Here is an 18,754-nt window from a genome sequence, read left to right as displayed (position 1 = left end):
TCCAAACTGAGGCCAGCCGCGGACTCAAAACAGCTTGCGAATGTCGATACCCAGATAGCGCCCGGTCGGGTCAATCAGCAGCGGCTGAAAGCGCAGCGGTGTGTCGCCGTTCTCATCGCGTACAATGCGGCGGCCATCGAAGACATTATCAGCGCGCAGGCTCAATCGCAGCCCCTGCATAAAGCCGTCTTCTTTCCCGAAGACGCGCCCCAAATCGGCAAACACGCGTAGGTTCAATGTGGCCAAATCGTCGATAGCAAGATCTGTGCTGCCCGGCAGTCCTGAACCATTGACCCGCGCAGAACCGGTGTAATTGCCAATAATGCGCATGCCCATGCCGCCACGGAATATTCCGGAGGAGAGCCGCGTTGAATGACGCGCGAGGCCAAAGGCTGAAGTAGAATCGCCATCAAGCTGGTCAAGCAAGGGGACACCCGGCGCGATAAAAATGGTATTGTCGAGCTCAATCGTATGGGTGAGCGAGAGGAAGTAACGCCCGCGCCCGTCACCGCCGCGACCGCCGAACCTTGCCGCGGGGTTTCGGCCGCCGCCGCGACCTCTCCCAGCTTGGACGGGACTTCCGCCGCGAGCCTCGCCAGCACCGCCCCGCACCAAATTTGCAGCCTCTTCGCTACAAATCCGCCCCTTCACCCGGGTAAGGCGTTCTGGATCAACCGTGCCATCTTCGCGCTTCAGCCGCGCTTGCATCCGCTCAGGCAGCGCGCTGAGGTCCGGTTCGTCCTTGCACAGTGCCGCCCGGATTGCGGCGAAGCGCTCAGCATTTGGCGCCCCTCGGCGGCCCTCCCTTGATGCAGGCGCCGCTGGGGTTGTTGCACCACTGGGCGTTACTCCCTCCGGCCGGCTGCTTGAAGGGCGAGCTTTGCCCCACCTACCGCGCGAGTTAAGGCCGATCGACAAGCGATTAGCCCGCGTCTCAGCAAAAGTCACCGCGCGCCTATCGAGCGCAATCAACTGGCCTGCGCCATCCCGCGTCACACGATCTGGAAACGCCGCCTCAATCGCGTCGGTGAGCGCAGGGAAGCCTTGCGAGACATTATCGGACCGGTTGCGGACATACTCAATATTGAGCCGGTGATTGCCGCCAATCGGTAGCTTCCAATTGGCGCTAAACTTCCAATCGCGCTGTGTCTCAGCCAGCAAGTCAGGGTTGCCGCCACTGGTGACAGTCACCAACGCAGTCTCGCCGCGCGAAAAGTCAAAAACCGGCACATTGAAGCTGGTAATTTGTGGATTGCCGAGGAAAGCCAGCGAAGGTGCTGCTTCATTGTCCACGTAAGTCACGCCCAATTGCAGATCGTCGAACGGCTCCCACGTCAGCCCCGCACTCCAGTCATAAAGCGTGCCGAAGTCCGATAAATCATTGAAACCGAGCTGAAAATTAGCCGCAAAATCGCCGAGCGCACCGAGAACGCCCTCAAACCGGCTGGTCAGCGGCACCGCCACATTGGCCCCACCCTCGATAATCCCGCGGGTCAGCCGCGTATCAAGCGCGCTGCGCGTGTCGTCGCTTTCAATGCGGTTCCAATCGTAGCCAAAGTCAAAAGTCAGCCCCAGTTCGCCCGCGGGCAGTAAGAGAGGCCGCCCGCGCAAGGTGACCTTCTGACTTGCGCCGAGCGTGCGCGTATTGGCGATGTCGAAGCCCGCATCAGCGCCCGCGGGGATCGCGCCATCAATGGCCAGCAAGCCATTCGCCGCATCAGCGACAAGACCACTCGTATCAACCAGCCGGTCAATCTGTGTACGCGTATCGGCGATGCTCGCATTGCCTGTCGCAGTTAGCTGAAAGGTCCCGATTTGCCGCGTATAGCCCAGCGCAAACTCGCCTTCATTGGTCCTGCGTCGCACTTCCAGTGGGTTATCGCCATTGAACGTACGCAGGAGGCTTTGGCCAAGCGAATCAGCAAGCGTTACCGTATCGAGACCAGAAAGGCTGCGGCTCTCACCCCGCTCAAAGCTCCCCGTCAGGCTGAGCGAGGAACCGCTTTCGACAAAGGCCTTTGCCCAATTGGCTGATGCCTCAAACCCGCGCGAATCCGCAATCAAACTGCGCGCCGCAGCCGGATCAGGATCGCCAGCGACCTCAGGGATACTACCGGGCGTCTGAGTTATTCCTCGTTCAGCCTCAGTGAGCAGCGAGGTGTCGTTATGCTCAAAATTGAGATTGAGCCGCCCGCCTCCCGCAATTTTGAGTAACCCGAATTCCTGCTCGGTGCGGGAGTAACCTCCACGGTCTGGCTGCTCATATTCGACCTCTATCTCACGGCTCGAAAAGTCCTTCTTCAAGATGAAATTGAGCACGCGGCGATCTGGCGGAAAGCCAAAGCGCTGCGCTACTTCCTCAGGCAGAACCTCAACCTTCGCCAGCGCCTCAGGCGGATAGCGAAAGAACTCGCGAAAACTGCTGACGCGGATGCCGTTGATCAGGAATACCGGGCGACCGCCGCCGCCGCGTCCGCGCGTCGAACCGCTCGCAGGCTCAAGCTGAGCAACCAGTTCTTCGATCGAACCTGCACCAAATCCGGCGATATCTGCAGCATCAAGCTCCACCAAAGGCGCTTGCGGAACATCGAGCTGTTCCGGCAGTCGGTCCGCGATCACAACGATGTCGCCCGGATCACCCGGCGCAGGGCGTTCTCGCTCAGAACTATCCTGAGCAGAAACCGAGGCGGCAAGCCCAAGCACCAGCATTGGCAGATGTCGAATTGCACGCATCGGGAGCTTAGGCCTCACATTCTTAATCCCCCCGCACCGCGGCGAATGAGCCATCACCGCGCGCAAGACAAGGTTAGGAATCGTAACGGATTGTCGCAGATCGGGTTCCCAATGCTGTTTATCGAATTGGGACGATTTCGGGCAAAGGCTTCCCTTTTGCGCCCGTCGTCGCTACATGCCGCCGCTCAACGAACACAATACACGGAATATCGGATTACATGGCAAAAGAAGAACTCCTCGAAATGCGCGGCAAGGTGGTGGAATTGCTGCCCAATGCGATGTTCCGGGTTGAGCTTGAAAATGGCCATGAAGTGCTCGGCCACACTGCGGGCAAGATGCGCAAGAACCGCATCCGTGTTCTTGTAGGTGATGAGGTGCTGTGCGAACTCACCCCATATGACCTGACCAAGGCCCGGATCACATACCGGTTTATGCCTGGCCGTAGCGGCGGCCCTGGCCAGGGCCCTGGCCCGGCATAAGCGCTCCGGCTCGCCAGGATGAGCGCGCCTAAGCTAACACTTGCATCAGCCAGCCCAAGGCGCAGCGAACTACTCGCACGGCTTGGCGTGAAACCTGATGCCATCGTACCAGCGGACATTGACGAGGCCCCGGCCAAGGGTGAACTTCCGCGCAACTATGCCATGCGCATGGCACGCGAGAAGGCGCTTGCAGTCGAGACCGATGGCTTCGTTCTGGCGGGCGATACAGTGGTCGCGGCGGGCCGCCGGATTCTGCCCAAGACCGAGGATGAAGCGAGCGCGCGGGCTTGCCTTGAATTGCTTTCCGGACGACGCCACCGCGTACTATCTTCAGTGGCATTGCGGGCGCCAGACGGTTCTTTACGCAAGAAACTGAGCGAGAGCATCGTGCGCTTTAAGCGCCTCTCCGATGAAGAAATCGCCGCTTACCTTGCCTCAGGCGAATGGGACGGCAAAGCCGGCGGCTATGCCATTCAAGGCTCTGCAGAGGGGCTGATCGTCTCGCTACAAGGAAGCTTCTCTGGCGTCATGGGCCTGCCACTTTATGAGACACGCGCCATGCTAAAAGCTGCGGGTTTCAAAATTGCCTGACGCAGATGGCCCGGAATGGCTCGTTGAAGAAGGCATCGGCGAAAGCCGTGCGCTGCTGATCGACAAGGGCCAGGTCGTCGCCGCGAAACAATTCTGGCTCAGCAAAATTTGTGCTCGTACGATTTTGATGGCGAAGGTTGTGTCGCGCAAGCCCCAGTCAGGCCGCGCGCTTTGCGTCAGCGCGCAAGGGTTTGAGATCAACGCCGACGGCCTCCCACGCGAGGCTAGCGAAGGCGGCGATGTGAGGCTGATAATTACCCGCGAGCCTATCGCAGAACGAGGACGGCTGAAGCGCGCGCAGGGGCGCTATTTTGGCGATCAACCAAGCGATGCCATTCCGCCAGCATCGGTCTTCACCACAGGAAAGTCTGTTCGCCGCTTTCCATCGGGCCTTTGGGAAGAGGTTTGGGACACCGCCTCCTTTGGCGAACTCGCGTTTCCGGGCGGCAGCATCCTCATTTCGACAACTCCCGCCATGACGCTCATCGACATAGATGGCGAGGGTTTCCCGCGCGAACTGGCCCTCGCCGCCGTACCTGCCATCGCGCAGGCACTGCGTTGGTTTGATCTGGGCGGTTCTATCGGTATCGACTTCCCGACAATACCTGACAAGGCAGGTCGGAAAGACGTGGATGCAGCCCTTGCAGCAGCACTTGCCGACTGGCCGCATGAGCGCACGGCGATGAACGGATTTGGCTTTGTGCAGCTGGTAGCACGGCTTGAGGGGCCTTCGCTGCTGCACCGCTTTGCCACCTCGCGGGTTGGTGCCTGCGCGCGTATGGCGCTGCGCCGCGCGGAGATGGCCGAGGGGACTGGCAGAGTGCTGCTGCTCACAGTTCATCCCGCACTCAAGGCAAAGCTGAAGGAGCATTGGTTGCTCGAATTGGCAGAGCGCACAGGCAAAGAAGTGCGGGTCGAGATCAATCCCACCCTTGCGCTGGAGGCTGCACAGGCGCAGATTATCGCATCATGACATCTACCAAACCCTGTCCGATCTGTAAGAAACCTCGTAGCGAGGAACACACGCCGTTCTGCTCCACACGCTGCAAGGACCGCGATCTAGCGCAGTGGTTTGGCGATGGATATGCGGTTGCAGGTCGCCCTGCGAGCCCGGAAGAGATCGCGGGTAAAATCATCCGCGAGGAGCGCGACTAAGGCGCTCATTGGGAATGGGCAACATTTCCCTCTTGCCAAGCGCCGCCCTGTTCGCCATAGGCCCGCTCTCATTTGCTCGCTCAAATCAACACGCAGTTTTGATTGCCGCTGTAGCGAATGCCCGGGTAGCTCAGGGGTAGAGCAGCGGATTGAAAATCCGCGTGTCGGTGGTTCGATTCCGCCCCCGGGCACCACTTTTCTTGGTGCGTCTCGTTCGGCTACTTTCGCTCCAGATCTTCGCAGAAGCGCTTGGTCCAGTCCTGAACATTGTCGTCGCGAATAGTTGCTATCATTGCCTCGTAGCGCTTCTTACGCTCAGCCAGTGGCATATCGAGCGCCTTGTGAATTGCATGGCTTAAATCGTCGGGGCTATGCGGATTGACCAGCACTGCATCTTTGAGCTGGTGAGCAGCGCCAGCAAACCTAGATAAAATAAGCACGCCGGGGTCATCGGGATCTTGCGCGGCAACATATTCCTTCGCGACCAAGTTCATTCCATCGCGAAGAGGCGTCACTAGGCCAATCTTGGATGCCCTGAAGAAACCATAGAGCTCGGCATGGCTATAGCCTTTGTTGACATAGCGGATTGGCACGAGGTCAACTTCGCTTCGCGCACCGTTGATCTCCCCAGTCTTTTGTTCGAGCTCAGTGCGGATTTTTTGATAACTTTCAACGTCTTCACGGCTTGGCGGCGCAACTTGAATATACACCAAGTCGCGTACGCGGTCAGGGTATTGGTCAAAGAATCGCCCGATACCATCAATTCGCTCCGGCAAGCCTTTGGAGTAGTCGAGCCGGTCAACGCCCACCATTGCAGTCCGGTCGCGAGTAGAACTTGTCAGGCGGCCCTCAGCGACTTTTGCCTCTTCAGTCTCGCCTTGCGATTGGAAATGGTCCCAGTCGATACCAATCGGATAGGCTTTTGCTTGTGTCGTGCGGCCTTCAAAGCTGATCTGCCCTGTTGCCTCGTTGACTTCCGCGCCAAGCTCTTTGCGGCAATAGTGCAGAAAACTCTCTAGCCATTCCTCTGTCTGGAACCCAATTAAATCATATTCGAGCATGGTCCGGACCAGCCGCTCATGAAAGGGTAGCGACACAAAGAGCCGCGCTGGCGGCCAAGGAATATGGAGGAAAAATCCGATGCGGTTTTTCAATCCGCGCGAGCGCAACCGCTCACCCAAAGGCAGCAAATGATAGTCGTGGACCCAGACAAGGTCATCGGCCTCAATCAGAGGGGTGACGCACTCGGCGAAGCGTTCATTGACCCGCTCGTAACTTTTGCCTGTCTCGCGCTCATATTCGGTCAGATCTAGCCGGTAGTGAAACAGTGGCCACAGCGTCGAGTTAGCGTAGCCGTTGTAATATTCCTCAATATCACGCGTTGACAAATCGATCGTCGCAGTCGTCACACCATCGCTTCGTTGCATATTGATGTTGCCGGTGCGGTCTTCGCTTTCTTGGCCGGACCAGCCGAACCAAATGCCGCCATAGTCTTTCAGCGCCGAGTTAAGAGCGCCTGAAAGCCCGCCCTGTGCCCCGGCTGCGCCGCGTGCCTTGGGCACTGCTACCCGGTTCGAAATTACAACAAGACGGGCTATCTAACTTTACTCCATGGTTCAGACAGCAGGCCGGCACAGTTTATTACACCGACCAGTGAATATGTCTGCGGGAAATTGCCCCACAATTCAGCTGTCTCATAGTCCAGATCTTCGCTTAGCAATCCAGACTGTGTGGTGTGGGTTAGCATAGTCATGAAGAGATTGCGCGCCTCGTCATCGCGCCCTGCCAGATGCAGCGCCTCAATCAGCCAGAATGTGCAGACGTTAAAGGCAGTCTCGGGCGCTCCAAAATCATCCTCCGCCGCATAGCGTAGCATATGGTCGCCGCGGCGCAGGTGTTTCTCGACGGCTGCAAAAGTCTGTTTGAACCGCTCATCATCAGGGGAGAGAAAACGCAGCTCAACCATCTGCAGCAGGCTGGCATCAAGATAGTCGCTCTCGAAGCTCGCGCCGTAGTGCCCGCCTTCGCCATTCTCCTTCCACGCCTCAGTTTCAATCTTCGCGCGGACAGCATCAGCTCGTCCTCGCCAAAGCTCCGCGCGATCTGCCTTGTTTAGCCATTCTGCGGTATTGGCCAAGCGGTCGCATGCGGCCCAGCACATCACCGCAGAATATGTGTGAACTTCCTGACGCGTGCGAAATTCCCACAAGCCAGCATCAGGTTGATCATGCATGGCCCAAGCCATCTCACCAACTTCTTCGAGACTTTCGAAATCCCGATCATCAGCCATCCGCAATAGGCGCTGATCGATGAAACCCTGAACAGTTGGTAGGACAATCTGGCCATAGCAGTCATGCTGGATTTGCTTGTAAGCGGCGTTTCCGCGCCGCACGGGCCCCATCCCGCGGTAGCCAGCGAGATAAGCAGCAGTCGTCTCGTCAAGCTCGCTTTCGCCCATGACCGAGTACAGCGGCTGGATCTGCCCGCCTTTCGCCCCGTCCACAATATTGCGGAGATAGCCGAGGTACTTTTCCAGCACATCCAGTGCGCCCAGCCGGTTCAAGGCTTGCACAGTGTAGTAAGAATCGCGGATCCAGCAGTAACGATAGTCCCAATTTCGCTCAGAGTCCGGAGCCTCGGGGATTGATGTTGTTAGCGCCGCTACAATCGCACCAGTTTCCTCGTGTTGACACAGCTTCAAGGTGATGGCGCAGCGGATGACTTCCTCTTGCCACTCAAGCGGAATGGCGAGGCTACGCACCCATTGCTGCCAATATTTGCGGGTCGACTGCTCCATCTGCCGGATTTCATCGCGCAAATTGCCCACAAACGGCTCATCAGGCCCAAGGAAGAAATGTGTGTCCTGCTCAATCCGGAAATTTCGTTGTTCCAAAATGTAGCCCACCGGCGCATCAGTGGAGAGACGCAATGCCTGCTGCCCCACCAGATAGCGGATATGATTGGTGCCATTCGTGGTTTCCGCAAGAGAGGCACCATAATTCTGCATCGGACGCAGCACGACTTTGACGCGGGGGTTGCCAGCAATGGGCCGAACTATGCGCCCAAAGGCTACCGGACGGTACATCCGCCCCTTACCTTCAAAACGCGGCGCGAAATCCAGCACTTCGACTATGCTGCCATCATCCGCTTCCAAGCGCGTGATAAGGATCGGCGTGTTGCGGACATAATGCTGGCTAAATTTGGTCTGGCCTTCCAGCTCGAAGCGCCAAACGCCCGCTTCGCTATTGTCATCATTAAGCAATGAGCAAAAGACGGGGTCGCCATCAATACGCGGCACGCAGGCCCAAACGAGGCCGCCTTGCTGGTCAATGAGGCCAGAAACCTGACAGTTTCCGACCGGCCAAAGTTCTAGATTTGCTGGCTGCATTACGTTGTCCGATTTCTAAATGCTGACAGGCCTAACCATTGATGCACTCGGCTTACTGACGCAAGCCTGTAACGAGCCTTGGTTTCGCGCAGCTCTCCGACAAGAACGCCAAAGCCGCCGAGAGTCTCGCAGGCGGCAAAGCCATCTTCATCGGTGACATCATCGCCGATGAAGATTGGGGTCGAGCCGGCAAACGGTTTGATCTGCATAAACGCTTCGACCGCTGAGCCTTTGTCCGCGCCGGGACGAACAAGCTCAACCACTGATTTACCGCGCTTTAGGGAAAGGCCGTGATCGTGCGCTACTGCCTCAGCGAACAATTGCGCCGCATTTTCTGCCGCGGGGTTTTCGCGGTAGTGCAGCGCCCCTCCGTGGGTTTTGGCTTCATAGCGTAGCTCGTTTCGTCCAGCGAAGCTCGTTAGCGCGCCGATTACCTCCTGCGGCAATGGCTGCGGGATATCACCGAGCGCTGCTCCATCAGCTAACCGCTTATCGGCGCCGTGAGAGCCGGCCTGAGCGATCGTAAGGCCCGAGCCTAAGTGCTTTGAGAGATCCTCAACCGATCGTCCGCTCACAAGCGCAATTCGGCCATTGAACTTCTCAGCTAATTTGCTGAGATCGTCCACCAAGCCTTGTTTGATACAGATCGAATCCGGAGTTTCGGCGATTTCAACCAGCGTCCCGTCAAAGTCGATGAACACAGCGCAAGGGCCGTGCACATCTAGCTCGGGCAAAGAGGGCGGAGCAGCGAGGCCAGTGCTCATTGCCAAAGGCCTAAGGTCCACCCGCGCTTCGTCAATTCATTGCCCTTCGCCCGTATCGCTAGCATCGCCAGCATCGCTCGGCTCCCACCCGTCTGCATAGCGCTCAAACCACGCAAGGATTGCCGAGGCTTTGGCAGCGCTTTGTGATGGGCGAGCGGTGATCGCATGGCTCGCACCCGGCACACGGATTAGCGTTGTTGGCACCCCAGCCAATTGCAGAGCGGAGTAATACTGCACCGCCTCGCTGACAGGTGTGCGGTAATCCTCAGCTCCGACCACCACCAGCGTCGGCGTTTGGACCTCTCCGATCAGCGATAATGGGGATTGCGTCCAGAATTTCTCGGGATCTTCCCATGGACGCGAACCGATCCAATACAGCCCGAAATAGCCCGTGCCATCCGCCGTGAGCGCTTGCGTGGTCCAGTTGATCACCGGTTTCTGCGTCGCCGCCGCGCGGAAGCGATTGGTCTTGCCTACGATCCATGAGGTCAGCACACCGCCGCCAGATCCGCCGGTGACGAAAAGACGGTCTGGATCGACCACACCGAGCTCGATCGCACGGTCAACGATACTCATCAGATCGTCAAAGTCCTGACTTGGGTAGGCCTTGTCGATCTCCTGCGCGAAGGCCTCGCCATAGCTGGTGGAGCCGCGCGGATTGGCCGAAAGCACAGCATATCCCGCAGCAGCATACAGCTGATTATCAGTCGCGAAATGCGGGCCGTAAGCGGCAAAAGGCCCGCCGTGTATTTCCAGGATCAGGGGCACGCGCGTACCCTCTTGATAGCCGGGCGGCAGCGTGAGCCAGCCTTGTACTTCTTGTCCGTCATAGCTGGATGCGACACTAATTTCTCGCACTTCTCCAAGAGTCTTTGTCGCAAGCAAGTTTGCGTTCAATGTGGTGAGGTAACGCGATCCGCTGCGCCCCCTGACCTTAACCTCAGGAGGACGTGTGGCGGTGCCGCCGGTAAAGGCAATCGTATCATCATCGGCAACTGAGAAACTGCCGCCAGTGTACGGGCGATCCAAGCCTCCTCCAGAGACGCCCTCTACAACGGTCCTTGCCGAACCATTCAGCGCAATACGCGCGATATTGGTTTCACCGCGCTCATCATATTGCACGTAGATGCCGCGCGAGTCCGCATCCCACTGGAATGCATCCACGCTGAAGTCCCAATCTTCCGTCAGGATGCGTCGGCCTTCACCATTCCTATCCATGACGTATAATTCTGTGTTCTCGTATGCGCGGCCTGCATCGTCGAACCCAGCATAGGCAATCCGCTGCCCATCGGGCGAGACTTGCGCTCCAAAGTCGGGGCCATCGCGGTTGGTCAATTTTGTCAGGCCAAGGCTACCGGTATTGAGCGCCCAGATGTCTCCTTCAAGAGGGTCGGTCTGCCAATTGGCGTTACGGTTGGCACTGAAGTAGATCGTGCTCCCATCAGGCGACCAGCTGAGCGGGCCGCCGTCGTGATACTTGCCGAACGTCATCTGACGCGGCGCACCGCCAGTGGCGGAAATCGTGAATATCTTCTCGAAACCCGGCGTCAGTTCACCCTGCCCGTCAGCTCTGAAATTGACGAGATCGGTGATTTCAAGTGGCTCGGCCCACTTCGCACCCTCCGGCTTGTTGGAAGGCCCAGCGCCCAGCGATGGCGCGGGGTCTTTGACCAACATAGTGTAAGCAAGAGAACGGCCATCGGGTGACCATGCTATGCTTGAGGGGCTGCTTGGCAAACCGGTGAGCCGCACAGCCTCGCCGCTATCCAGCCATTTGACCCACAGCTGCGCATTGCCGCCCTCAGTCGAGACATAAGCGAGCCGCGATCCATCGGGCGACCAACGCGGCGAGAAAGCGCTGCCATCGCCGCCCGCGAAGGGCCTTTGCTCTCCGCTCTGCGCATCAACCATCCAGATTGAGCTGAGCACGCGGTCGGCCATTACGTCGTTCTGGCGGCGGACATAAGCGATGCGCGCGCCATCAGGGCTGATCTGCGGATCGGTTGCATAAGCAAGATCGAACAGATCCTCGCCCGTAAAGGTGCTATTTGGGCCGGTCTTTGCTGAGCCCTGTGCGGTGGATGGCGTGGGCGTATTTTCCTGCGCCCGCACCGCTGCGATGGGCACCAAGGCGATAGAAAGCGAAAGCGCGCTCACCGCTCCGTGGAAGGTCTTCAACATGGGCACTCTCACTCTTCCTGTTCTTTGTCAGTGCGGTACTTTTCAAACCAAGCCAGAGTATAATCCGTCTTGGCATTCAGCAGCGATGGCCGGCTTGCAATGCCGTGATTGGTATCGGGTATGCGCACCATCACGCTCGGCACTTCGCGCAATTGAAGCGCTTGGTAGAACTGCTCTGTCTCTGAAATCGGTGTGCGATAGTCATTCTCGCCCGTGATCAGCATTGTCGGTGTCTCTACATTGCCAACCAGCGACAGCGGCGAACGCTCCCAATAATGCTCGAGGTGCTCCCATGGCGGCCCGGGGAACTGATTGGCGATTTGGCCAATATAGCTGTCCGCCGTGAGCACCTTGGACACCCAATTTATCACAGGCTTGGCTGCCACGGCTGCATTAAAGCGATTGGTGAGCCCAACCGCATAAGCGGCAGCAATACCGCCCGCTGATCCACCTGCGATGAAGAGATTTTCCCCGTCCGCGAAGCCATTTGCGATGGCCCAATCCACCGCTGACATGTGATCGGCAAAGTCATCGGGACTAGAATATTTGTACTTCAAGAGGTTCGCGAACTCGCTGCCGTAGCCAATCGAGCCGCGGTGATTGTCATAAATGACCACATACCCCGCTGCCGCCATGCGTTGCAGCTCCGCCGAAAAATGAGGACCATAGGCGAGATGCGGCCCGCCGTGGATCTCGATAATGAGAGGATAAGTCTCGCCCTCTTGGTAACCTGGAGGCGTGATAATCCAGCCGTCAATCTCGAGCCCATCAAGCGAGGAACTGTAAGTGAAGCTGCGCACTTCGCCCAAGTCCCTGTGTGCAAGAAGGTCTTCGTTGAGGCTCGTCAGCTGCCGCGTGCGGCCCGACTTGTAAGAAAACAGGTCTGCGGGGCGTGTTGCGCCGCCTTTTGTATAGACGAGCTCCCCGCCCTCGCCAGCATCGTAAGTACCGCTGACATAAGGCCTGCCAATCGTCGTGCCTCCAATTCCTTCGACTGCAACGCGCCGGTTGCCCGAAGTGGTGACCACGCCGATATTGTTCTCGCCGCGATTCTGGAAAGTGTAGGCAATCTCGCGGCTCGAGAGCCATTGCAAATTGCCCGTGCGGCGATCGAGACCGTCGGTTAGATTGCGAACATTGCGGCCACTGCGATCCATCGCAAAGACATTGGTCGGCAGGAACGGTTCGCGCGCATTGCTAGTCCCCAGATAAGCGATCAGCCGGCCATCAGGCGATACCTTCGGCGAGGCCTCCACACCAGGGGCAGTGGTAAGTTGGCGAAGCTCTCCCGTCGCAACGCTTACAGAAAATACATCTGCTTCCCGGCTCTGCAGTTCCCAGCCATCCTGACGGTTTGCGGAGAAGAGGATTTGCTGTCCATCGGGCGTAAACGACAATGAGCCACCGTGGTTGAAATCCCCCGTGGTTAGTTGCCGTGCTGTGCCGCCCTCGGCTGGCATGACAAACACATGATCATAGGCCAGATCCACAAAGCCCGCGCCATTGGTCCGGTAACGCGCGCGGTCGATCACGCGCGGCTTCTTGGCCCATTTGGCGCCCTCTGGCGGTTTGGGCGCGCTGACAAGCCTCTCCCCCTCAGCCGCCACCGCCATCGAAAAGGCCAGCATCTCGCCATTTGGCGACCAAGTCAGATTGCCCGGCGATTCCTTGAACGTGCCAAGCAGCGCCGTGCGGCCTGATGCGAGATAATGGACATAAACGCCAGTGCGGCCCAACGCGCTCTGCATATAGGCGATGCGCGTGCCATCGGGCGACCAGCGCGGGGACCGATAGGATCCGCTATCAGCAAGAAGGGGTTCGTGACCTGCGCCGTCCATATCCACCAACCAGACATGCGAGACCGTCCGGTCTTTCATGATGTCATTGGACCGGCGCAAGTAGACCGCTTGCTTGCCATCCGGGGAGATTTGCGGATCGTCAGCCCATTCCAGCTCAAACACGTCTTCTGCACTGAATAGGCGCGGCTCATCGCTGGCATTTGCGCTCGTGGCCGCACCCACCAACAAAGCTGCTGAGACGAAGTATCGAAACATTGAGCACCCCTAAGACATCAAAGCCAGAATCTAGCTTGCAGCACCGAAGCTACCCACTTGCAGGCCATAGTCAATTAGCTGTCACTCAGGTTCCCTCCACCTCTTCAGTCATGGCAATTCGATTGCCGATGATTGGAAGCGCTCACTCAGCGTCTTCCTCAGGAGGCAGTCCAAGCGCTGCAAGCATTTCCGGCACCCAGCCATCGTCACGCTTCACATGAAACGTATTCGTATAGGCCCAGACGCACCAGGGCAGATTAAGCCGCTCAGCATGACGCCGTACGGCGAATGTGTACCGCGTGCGCTCGGTCAAATCCGCAGAGTCAATCGCGCCGAACTCGCCAAGGAAAAGCGGTACACCCGTGCGCGCCCGAAAATTCTGCACAGCGGCGGTCATCTTGTTGAACCATTCCGCATCGCCCTCGATCCCGAACTTGCGCGGCGCAGGCGGCGATGGATCGACCCAGCTCGCTCCCTGATGCGTAAATGCGAAGGGCTCATAGAAATGGAACGTCGCAATAACGTAAGGGTCTTTGGGAGGATCAAAGGTTTCAAGCGAGGAAATCCCGCTCCAAAAATCACCGCCAACAATTACTCGCCGCGTCGGGTTGGTCTCGCGGATAGCCGCGAGCGCCTCTGCCAGGATCGGCTCGACCACATCATTGGTGAGCTTGTTGTGCGGCTCATTAATGATTTCGAAGAGCACGCTTTGGGGCCGATCTGCATAGCGTGCAGCGACGAGTTTCCAAATGCCAATGAGCCGATCTGAATGCCCTGCCGGATCTCCAAACAGCTCGTCATAATGATGCATATCGACGATGACATTGACGCCGTATTTCTCTGCCCAATCGAGCACCTGATCGATCTTGCGCATGAATTTCTCATCAAGCGTATACGGCGCTTGGGTATCGGCGTAGGCGGAAAAGCGCACTGGCAAGCGTACGGTATCAAAGCCCAGAAGCGCGATCTCTTTCAGATCATTCTCAACCGGAAGGCGGCCGCCCCAAGCCTGCCCCTTGGGCTGCTCAAACATATTGCCGAGGTTGGCGCAGCGCTTCATCGGCGGAAATACAGCCGGATCGAAAGTAGCCATAGGCACAGCTTCGGATTGAACAGAACCCGCTTGCGCGAGTTCTTTTGCCATTTCGGGCGTCGCGCCTTGCGCGCTCAAGGCGCCGCCTGACAATGCCAAAACACCCGCGATAGTGGCGGACACAATCATCGTTTTCATGAGTTCCCCTCCCAAGATATAGATTCAGATTGAAATATGACTACGTTGTCAATAATTGTCCAGTGTCGCGCTCAGCGAATGGCTTTTGCACGCTCGAAAGCTAGGCAAAGGCAGGAAGAGGGCATAAAGACACTATTACTGCCATCAGAACACTTACCTAGTTGCAAAAAAATGAGAAAAATGAACCCTTGGGCAATCGACACTCATAAAAGCGGCCTCTAAGACGCCAGGGAACAAAAGGGTTTAGGTAACAAAGCTCTGAATGCAAATTTATGAAAATGAAGGAATAGGTTTTGACCAAAAGTTCTTCTGCCGCATTGCTCTTGTTCGGGGCAACCGGTGACCTTGCAAAACGGATGCTGCTGCCCTCGCTCTACGCCCTGCATGAGGATGGCTTAATTGCCGAGGATTTGCGGATTGTGGGTACAGCGCGGAGTAATCTTGATGACGCGGGCTTTCGCGATCTCGCGTTGGAGGCGCTCAACACGTATCTTCCCGATGACCGCAAGGATGAAGCGAAGATCGCCAGCTTCCTCGCGCATCTTCAATATCAACCTTTGGACGCTTCCACGATAGAAGGCTTCGATGCTCTTGCGGCCAAAATCGGCGATATAACCGGCGGCCTATCGATATTTCTATCGACTGCTCCCTTCCTTTTCGAACCCACGATCAAAGGGCTAAAGGCTGCGGGCCTGACCGGCGCGAATGTGCGCATTGGCCTCGAAAAGCCGCTCGGCAATGATCTGACGAGCTCCGCCGTTATCAATGATGCGGTGGCCAGCGCATTTAGCGAAGATCAGATTTTCCGCATCGATCACTATCTTGGCAAAGAGACCGTGCAGAACCTCATGGCGCTACGCTTTGCTAATATGATGTTTGAGCCGCTGTGGAACGCCAATGGCATTGATCATGTCGAGATCACGGTAAGCGAGACTGTTGGCCTTGAGGGTCGACACGGCTTTTACGACAGCACCGGCGCGCTGCGCGATATGGTGCAGAACCACATGCTGCAATTGCTGGCACTCACTGCGATGGAGGCCCCGGCAGACTTTGATGCCACCAGCGTCCGGGATGAAAAGGTCAAAGTCTTGCGCTCGTTGCGCCCTGTTTCCGCTGATGAGATGGTGCGCGGGCAATATGACGCGGGCGCTGTGTCCGGCGGCGCCGTTGAGAGCTATAAGGACGATTTGGGCGAAGACTCTGACACGGAGACCTTTGTGGCCCTCAAAGCCCACGTAGACAATTGGCGCTGGCAAGGTGTGCCGTTCTACCTGCGAACAGGCAAGCGGTTGTCTGAGCGGCGCAGTGAGATCATCATTCAATTCAAATCCGTGCCGCACAATATCTTTGCTGGGCGCGGCGGCAAGCTGAATGCAAACCGGCTGGTGATCCGTCTCCAGCCAGAGGAATATGTCCGCCTCCAAGTGATGGCGAAGAAGCCGGGAATGGACCGCGACGGCGTTGTCCTGCGCGAAGTGCCGCTTGATCTCTCACTCACGCAAGCCTTTGCCAAGGCGCGCCGCCGGATAGCCTATGAACGCCTGTTGCTCGATCTGATTGACGGGGACCCCACATTATTCGTGCGCCGCGATGAGGTTGAGGCGCAGTGGCGCTGGATTGATGCAATTCGCCAGGTCTGGGCGGATGAGAATATGACCACCAAAGCCTATGGATCAGGCAGTTGGGGGCCCTCTGCCAGTATCGCTCTAACTGAGCGCGACGGGGTAACGTGGCATGAGTAAGCTTACCCTCACCACTGGCGGAGATTTCGACATTGAAGGCATTGCCGACTTTGTGGAAGCTGTCATCGAACGAAGCGGCTTTAAGTCCATCGCTGTGCCTGGGGGCAGCACCCCCTTCCCCATTTTTGATGCGCTCGCAAGCCGCAATCTCGATTGGGCTGGCACCACTATTTACCTGACCGATGACCGCGAGGTCCCGCCAGAACATCCCGCATCGAATTACGGACGCCTGCTCGCCGCGCTGGGCAAAACTGGCGCGACAATCGTCCGGCTTGAAGAAGGCATGGAAGCGCCTGACTTCGATCTCGTCTGGCTTGGCATGGGCGCGGACGGCCACGTCGCCTCGCTCTTTCCAAACACTGATCCGCGGCTTGAGGCGTCACCTTGTGTATTGCAATTCACGCCCGACCCGCTGCCGCCAGAGGCGCCGTTTGACCGGCTTAGCTGGACGCTCCCTGCGCTGCTAAAGACCAAAGCGCTGTTGCTGACCATCAAGGGCGCAGACAAGCACCGTGTGCTCTACGATGCGCTGGCAGGGCACCATGATTTGCCCATCACGCGGCTGCTGAATGCAGCTAAGTGTCCGGTCCGCATTTTCGGGAGCGACGCATGACCCTCCATCCCACACTCGCCAAAGTCACCGACCGCATTATCGAGCGCTCACGTGACAGCCGCCAGCGCTATCTCGACCTGATTGACCGAGCGCGCGATGAGGGCGTCCACCGCCCCAATCTCAGTTGCGGTAATCTCGCGCATGGCTTTGCTGCTAGCGGTGATGACAAAGCCGCCATTCGCACTGGCGAGGCTATGAATATCGGCATTGTCACCGCGTACAATGACATGCTCAGCGCACATCAGCCCTATGGTCGCTACCCCGAGCAGATCAAGATCTTCGCGCGCGAAGTCGGCGCCACTGCGCAGGTCGCTGGCGGCGTGCCAGCGATGTGTGATGGGGTGACGCAAGGCCAGCCATCTATGGAACTCTCGCTGTTCAGCCGCGATGTCATCGCCATGGGCGCGGCCGTCGGCCTCTCGCATGGGATGTTTGAAAGCGCGCTCTTGCTGGGCATTTGCGACAAGATCGTGCCCGGCCTGCTAATTGGCACGCTGCGCTTTGGCCACTTGCCAACCATTCTGGTGCCCGCAGGCCCTATGCCATCCGGTCTTGCGAATAAGGAAAAGATCCGCGTTCGGCAGCTTTATGCGGAGGGTAAAGTCGGCGAGGATGAACTGCTTGAGGCGGAGAGCGCCAGCTATCACGGTGCGGGCACTTGCACCTTCTATGGCACCGCCAATTCCAACCAGATGATGATGGAAATGATGGGCCTCCACATGCCTGGCTCCAGCTTCGTCAATCCGGGGCAAAAACTGCGCCAGGAACTCACAAGGGCAGCTGCCCACCGCATCACGGAAATCGGCTGGAGGGGCGACAACTACCGCCCGCTGGGCCACTGTATTGATGAAAAAGCGTTGGTGAATGCGGTCGTTGGATTGCTCGCAACAGGCGGGTCAACCAATCACTTTATCCACCTGCCTGCGATCGGCCGCGCGGCGGGCATATTCATCGACTGGGACGATATGGACGAGCTGTCCGCCGTCGTTCCGCTCATCTCCAGCGTCTATCCTAACGGCGCAGGCGATGTGAACCACTTCCACGCGGCAGGCGGCATGCCCTATGTTATCCGCGAGCTTGTCGAATCCGGCCTCGCACATAATGACATCATGACCGTCTACGGCGGATCGCTATTGGACGGCGCACGCGAGCCTGAGCTGGACGATAGCGGCGCGCTAGCCTGGCGAGATGCAGTCACCACAAGCCGTGATGACAGCATGCTGAAGCCCGTCAACGCGCCGTTCCGCAGTGATGGCGGCTTGCGACTGCTCGCGGGCAATCTGGGGCGCTCTACGATGAAAGTGAGCGCGGTCGATCCCTCGCGCTGGACGGTCGAAGCGGAATGCCGCGTCTTCGATGATCAAAACCAGGTAATCGACGCCTTCAAAGCGGGCGAGCTGGACAAGGACGTTGTGGTTGTGGTCCGCTTCCAAGGCCCCGCCGCGAACGGTATGCCCGAGCTGCACAAGCTCACATCCCCGCTCGGCGTATTGCAGGATCGCGGATATAAGGTCGCCTTCGTCACTGACGGGCGCATGTCCGGTGCGAGCGGCAAGATTCCCGCTGCCATCCATGTCTCACCAGAGGCATATAAAGGCGGATCGCTGGCCAAACTCCGTGATGGCGACCACGTAAGGGTTTGCGCTGAAACTGGCCAATTGGAGGCTCTGGTCGAGGCCCCAGAATGGGACGCGCGCGAAGATGCTGTAGCCCCGCCCGCGGCCGTCGGCGTGGGACGGGAGCTTTTCGCAATGCTACGCCATCACAGCGATCCGGCAGAAAAGGGCGGCAGCGCAATGCTCGCTGAAGCGGGTCTATGAGCC

General features: G+C 58.0%; 14 protein-coding genes and 1 tRNA gene. 8 read left to right on the top strand and 7 right to left on the bottom strand.

Features of this window, described 5'->3' with window-relative positions:
• Positions 1–24: 24 nt before the first annotated feature.
• Positions 25–2,751 (bottom strand): hypothetical protein, encoded by a 2,727-nt coding sequence (locus tag ACFCXQ_RS08250; RefSeq protein ID WP_379549588.1) that lies wholly within the window; start codon positions 2,749–2,751, stop codon positions 25–27.
• A 200-nt stretch (positions 2,752–2,951) separates the two neighbouring features.
• On the opposite strand from ACFCXQ_RS08250, the gene infA reads away from it, so the two are divergent.
• From infA to ACFCXQ_RS08225, 5 genes are all read left to right on the top strand, one after another.
• Positions 2,952–3,212, top strand: coding sequence for a translation initiation factor IF-1 (gene infA, locus ACFCXQ_RS08245; protein WP_379549586.1), 261 nt, complete (start codon positions 2,952–2,954; stop codon positions 3,210–3,212).
• A gap of 18 nt (positions 3,213–3,230) precedes the next feature.
• The gene (locus ACFCXQ_RS08240) at positions 3,231–3,803 is read left to right on the top strand and encodes a Maf family protein (protein WP_379549584.1); all 573 of its coding nucleotides are present in this window, start codon (positions 3,231–3,233) and stop codon (positions 3,801–3,803) included.
• Complete coding sequence (locus tag ACFCXQ_RS08235) at positions 3,796–4,776, top strand: ribonuclease E/G (protein ID WP_379549582.1); 981 nt, start codon at positions 3,796–3,798, stop codon at positions 4,774–4,776. Before ACFCXQ_RS08240 ends, ACFCXQ_RS08235 begins: the two co-directional genes overlap by 8 nt.
• Positions 4,773–4,958 carry a DNA gyrase inhibitor YacG gene (yacG, locus tag ACFCXQ_RS08230; protein WP_379549580.1) on the top strand — a complete coding sequence of 62 codons (186 nt, stop codon included), beginning with the start codon at positions 4,773–4,775 and terminating at the stop codon, positions 4,956–4,958. The genes ACFCXQ_RS08235 and yacG overlap by 4 nt, the downstream gene beginning before the upstream one ends.
• 119 nt (positions 4,959–5,077) lie before the next feature.
• A tRNA-Phe gene (locus ACFCXQ_RS08225) sits at positions 5,078–5,152 on the top strand.
• 24 nt (positions 5,153–5,176) lie between these two features.
• On the opposite strand, the gene ACFCXQ_RS08220 is transcribed toward ACFCXQ_RS08225, so the two are convergent.
• From ACFCXQ_RS08220 to ACFCXQ_RS08195, 6 genes are all read right to left on the bottom strand, one after another.
• A complete protein-coding gene (locus tag ACFCXQ_RS08220; RefSeq protein WP_379554596.1) occupies positions 5,177–6,556 on the bottom strand; it encodes an alpha,alpha-trehalose-phosphate synthase (UDP-forming) in 1,380 nt (459 codons plus the stop codon).
• On the bottom strand, positions 6,553–8,346 hold the full coding sequence (locus ACFCXQ_RS08215; protein ID WP_379549578.1) for a glycoside hydrolase family 15 protein: 1,794 nt from the start codon (positions 8,344–8,346) through the stop codon (positions 6,553–6,555). The genes ACFCXQ_RS08220 and ACFCXQ_RS08215 overlap by 4 nt, the downstream gene beginning before the upstream one ends.
• On the bottom strand, positions 8,346–9,110 hold the full coding sequence (otsB, locus tag ACFCXQ_RS08210; RefSeq protein WP_379549576.1) for a trehalose-phosphatase: 765 nt from the start codon (positions 9,108–9,110) through the stop codon (positions 8,346–8,348). The genes ACFCXQ_RS08215 and otsB overlap by 1 nt, the downstream gene beginning before the upstream one ends.
• 36 nt (positions 9,111–9,146) lie before the next feature.
• Complete coding sequence (locus ACFCXQ_RS08205) at positions 9,147–11,291, bottom strand: S9 family peptidase (RefSeq protein WP_379549575.1); 2,145 nt, start codon at positions 11,289–11,291, stop codon at positions 9,147–9,149.
• An 8-nt stretch (positions 11,292–11,299) separates the two neighbouring features.
• Entirely contained in the window at positions 11,300–13,345 is a 2,046-nt protein-coding gene (locus ACFCXQ_RS08200; RefSeq protein ID WP_379549573.1) for a prolyl oligopeptidase family serine peptidase, read from the bottom strand.
• A 142-nt stretch (positions 13,346–13,487) separates the two neighbouring features.
• Positions 13,488–14,576, bottom strand: coding sequence for a glycoside hydrolase family 5 protein (locus ACFCXQ_RS08195; protein ID WP_379549571.1), 1,089 nt, complete (start codon positions 14,574–14,576; stop codon positions 13,488–13,490).
• A gap of 293 nt (positions 14,577–14,869) precedes the next feature.
• On the opposite strand from ACFCXQ_RS08195, the gene zwf reads away from it, so the two are divergent.
• Genes zwf through edd form a run of 3 tightly spaced genes read left to right on the top strand, consistent with a single transcriptional unit; the run spans position 14,870 to position 18,751 of the window.
• Complete coding sequence (gene zwf, locus ACFCXQ_RS08190; RefSeq protein WP_379549569.1) at positions 14,870–16,318, top strand: glucose-6-phosphate dehydrogenase; 1,449 nt, start codon at positions 14,870–14,872, stop codon at positions 16,316–16,318.
• Positions 16,311–16,931 (top strand): 6-phosphogluconolactonase, encoded by a 621-nt coding sequence (locus ACFCXQ_RS08185; RefSeq protein WP_379549568.1) that lies wholly within the window; start codon positions 16,311–16,313, stop codon positions 16,929–16,931. Before zwf ends, ACFCXQ_RS08185 begins: the two co-directional genes overlap by 8 nt.
• A complete protein-coding gene (edd, locus tag ACFCXQ_RS08180; protein ID WP_379549566.1) occupies positions 16,928–18,751 on the top strand; it encodes a phosphogluconate dehydratase in 1,824 nt (607 codons plus the stop codon). Before ACFCXQ_RS08185 ends, edd begins: the two co-directional genes overlap by 4 nt.
• Positions 18,752–18,754: the final 3 nt, after the last annotated feature.

The sequence above is a fragment of the Qipengyuania rhodophyticola genome, assembly GCF_042493225.1.
GTDB lineage: Bacteria > Pseudomonadota > Alphaproteobacteria > Sphingomonadales > Sphingomonadaceae > Erythrobacter.
Note: the sequence above shows the minus strand (reverse complement) of the source record. Positions and strands in the feature narration are given on the sequence as shown.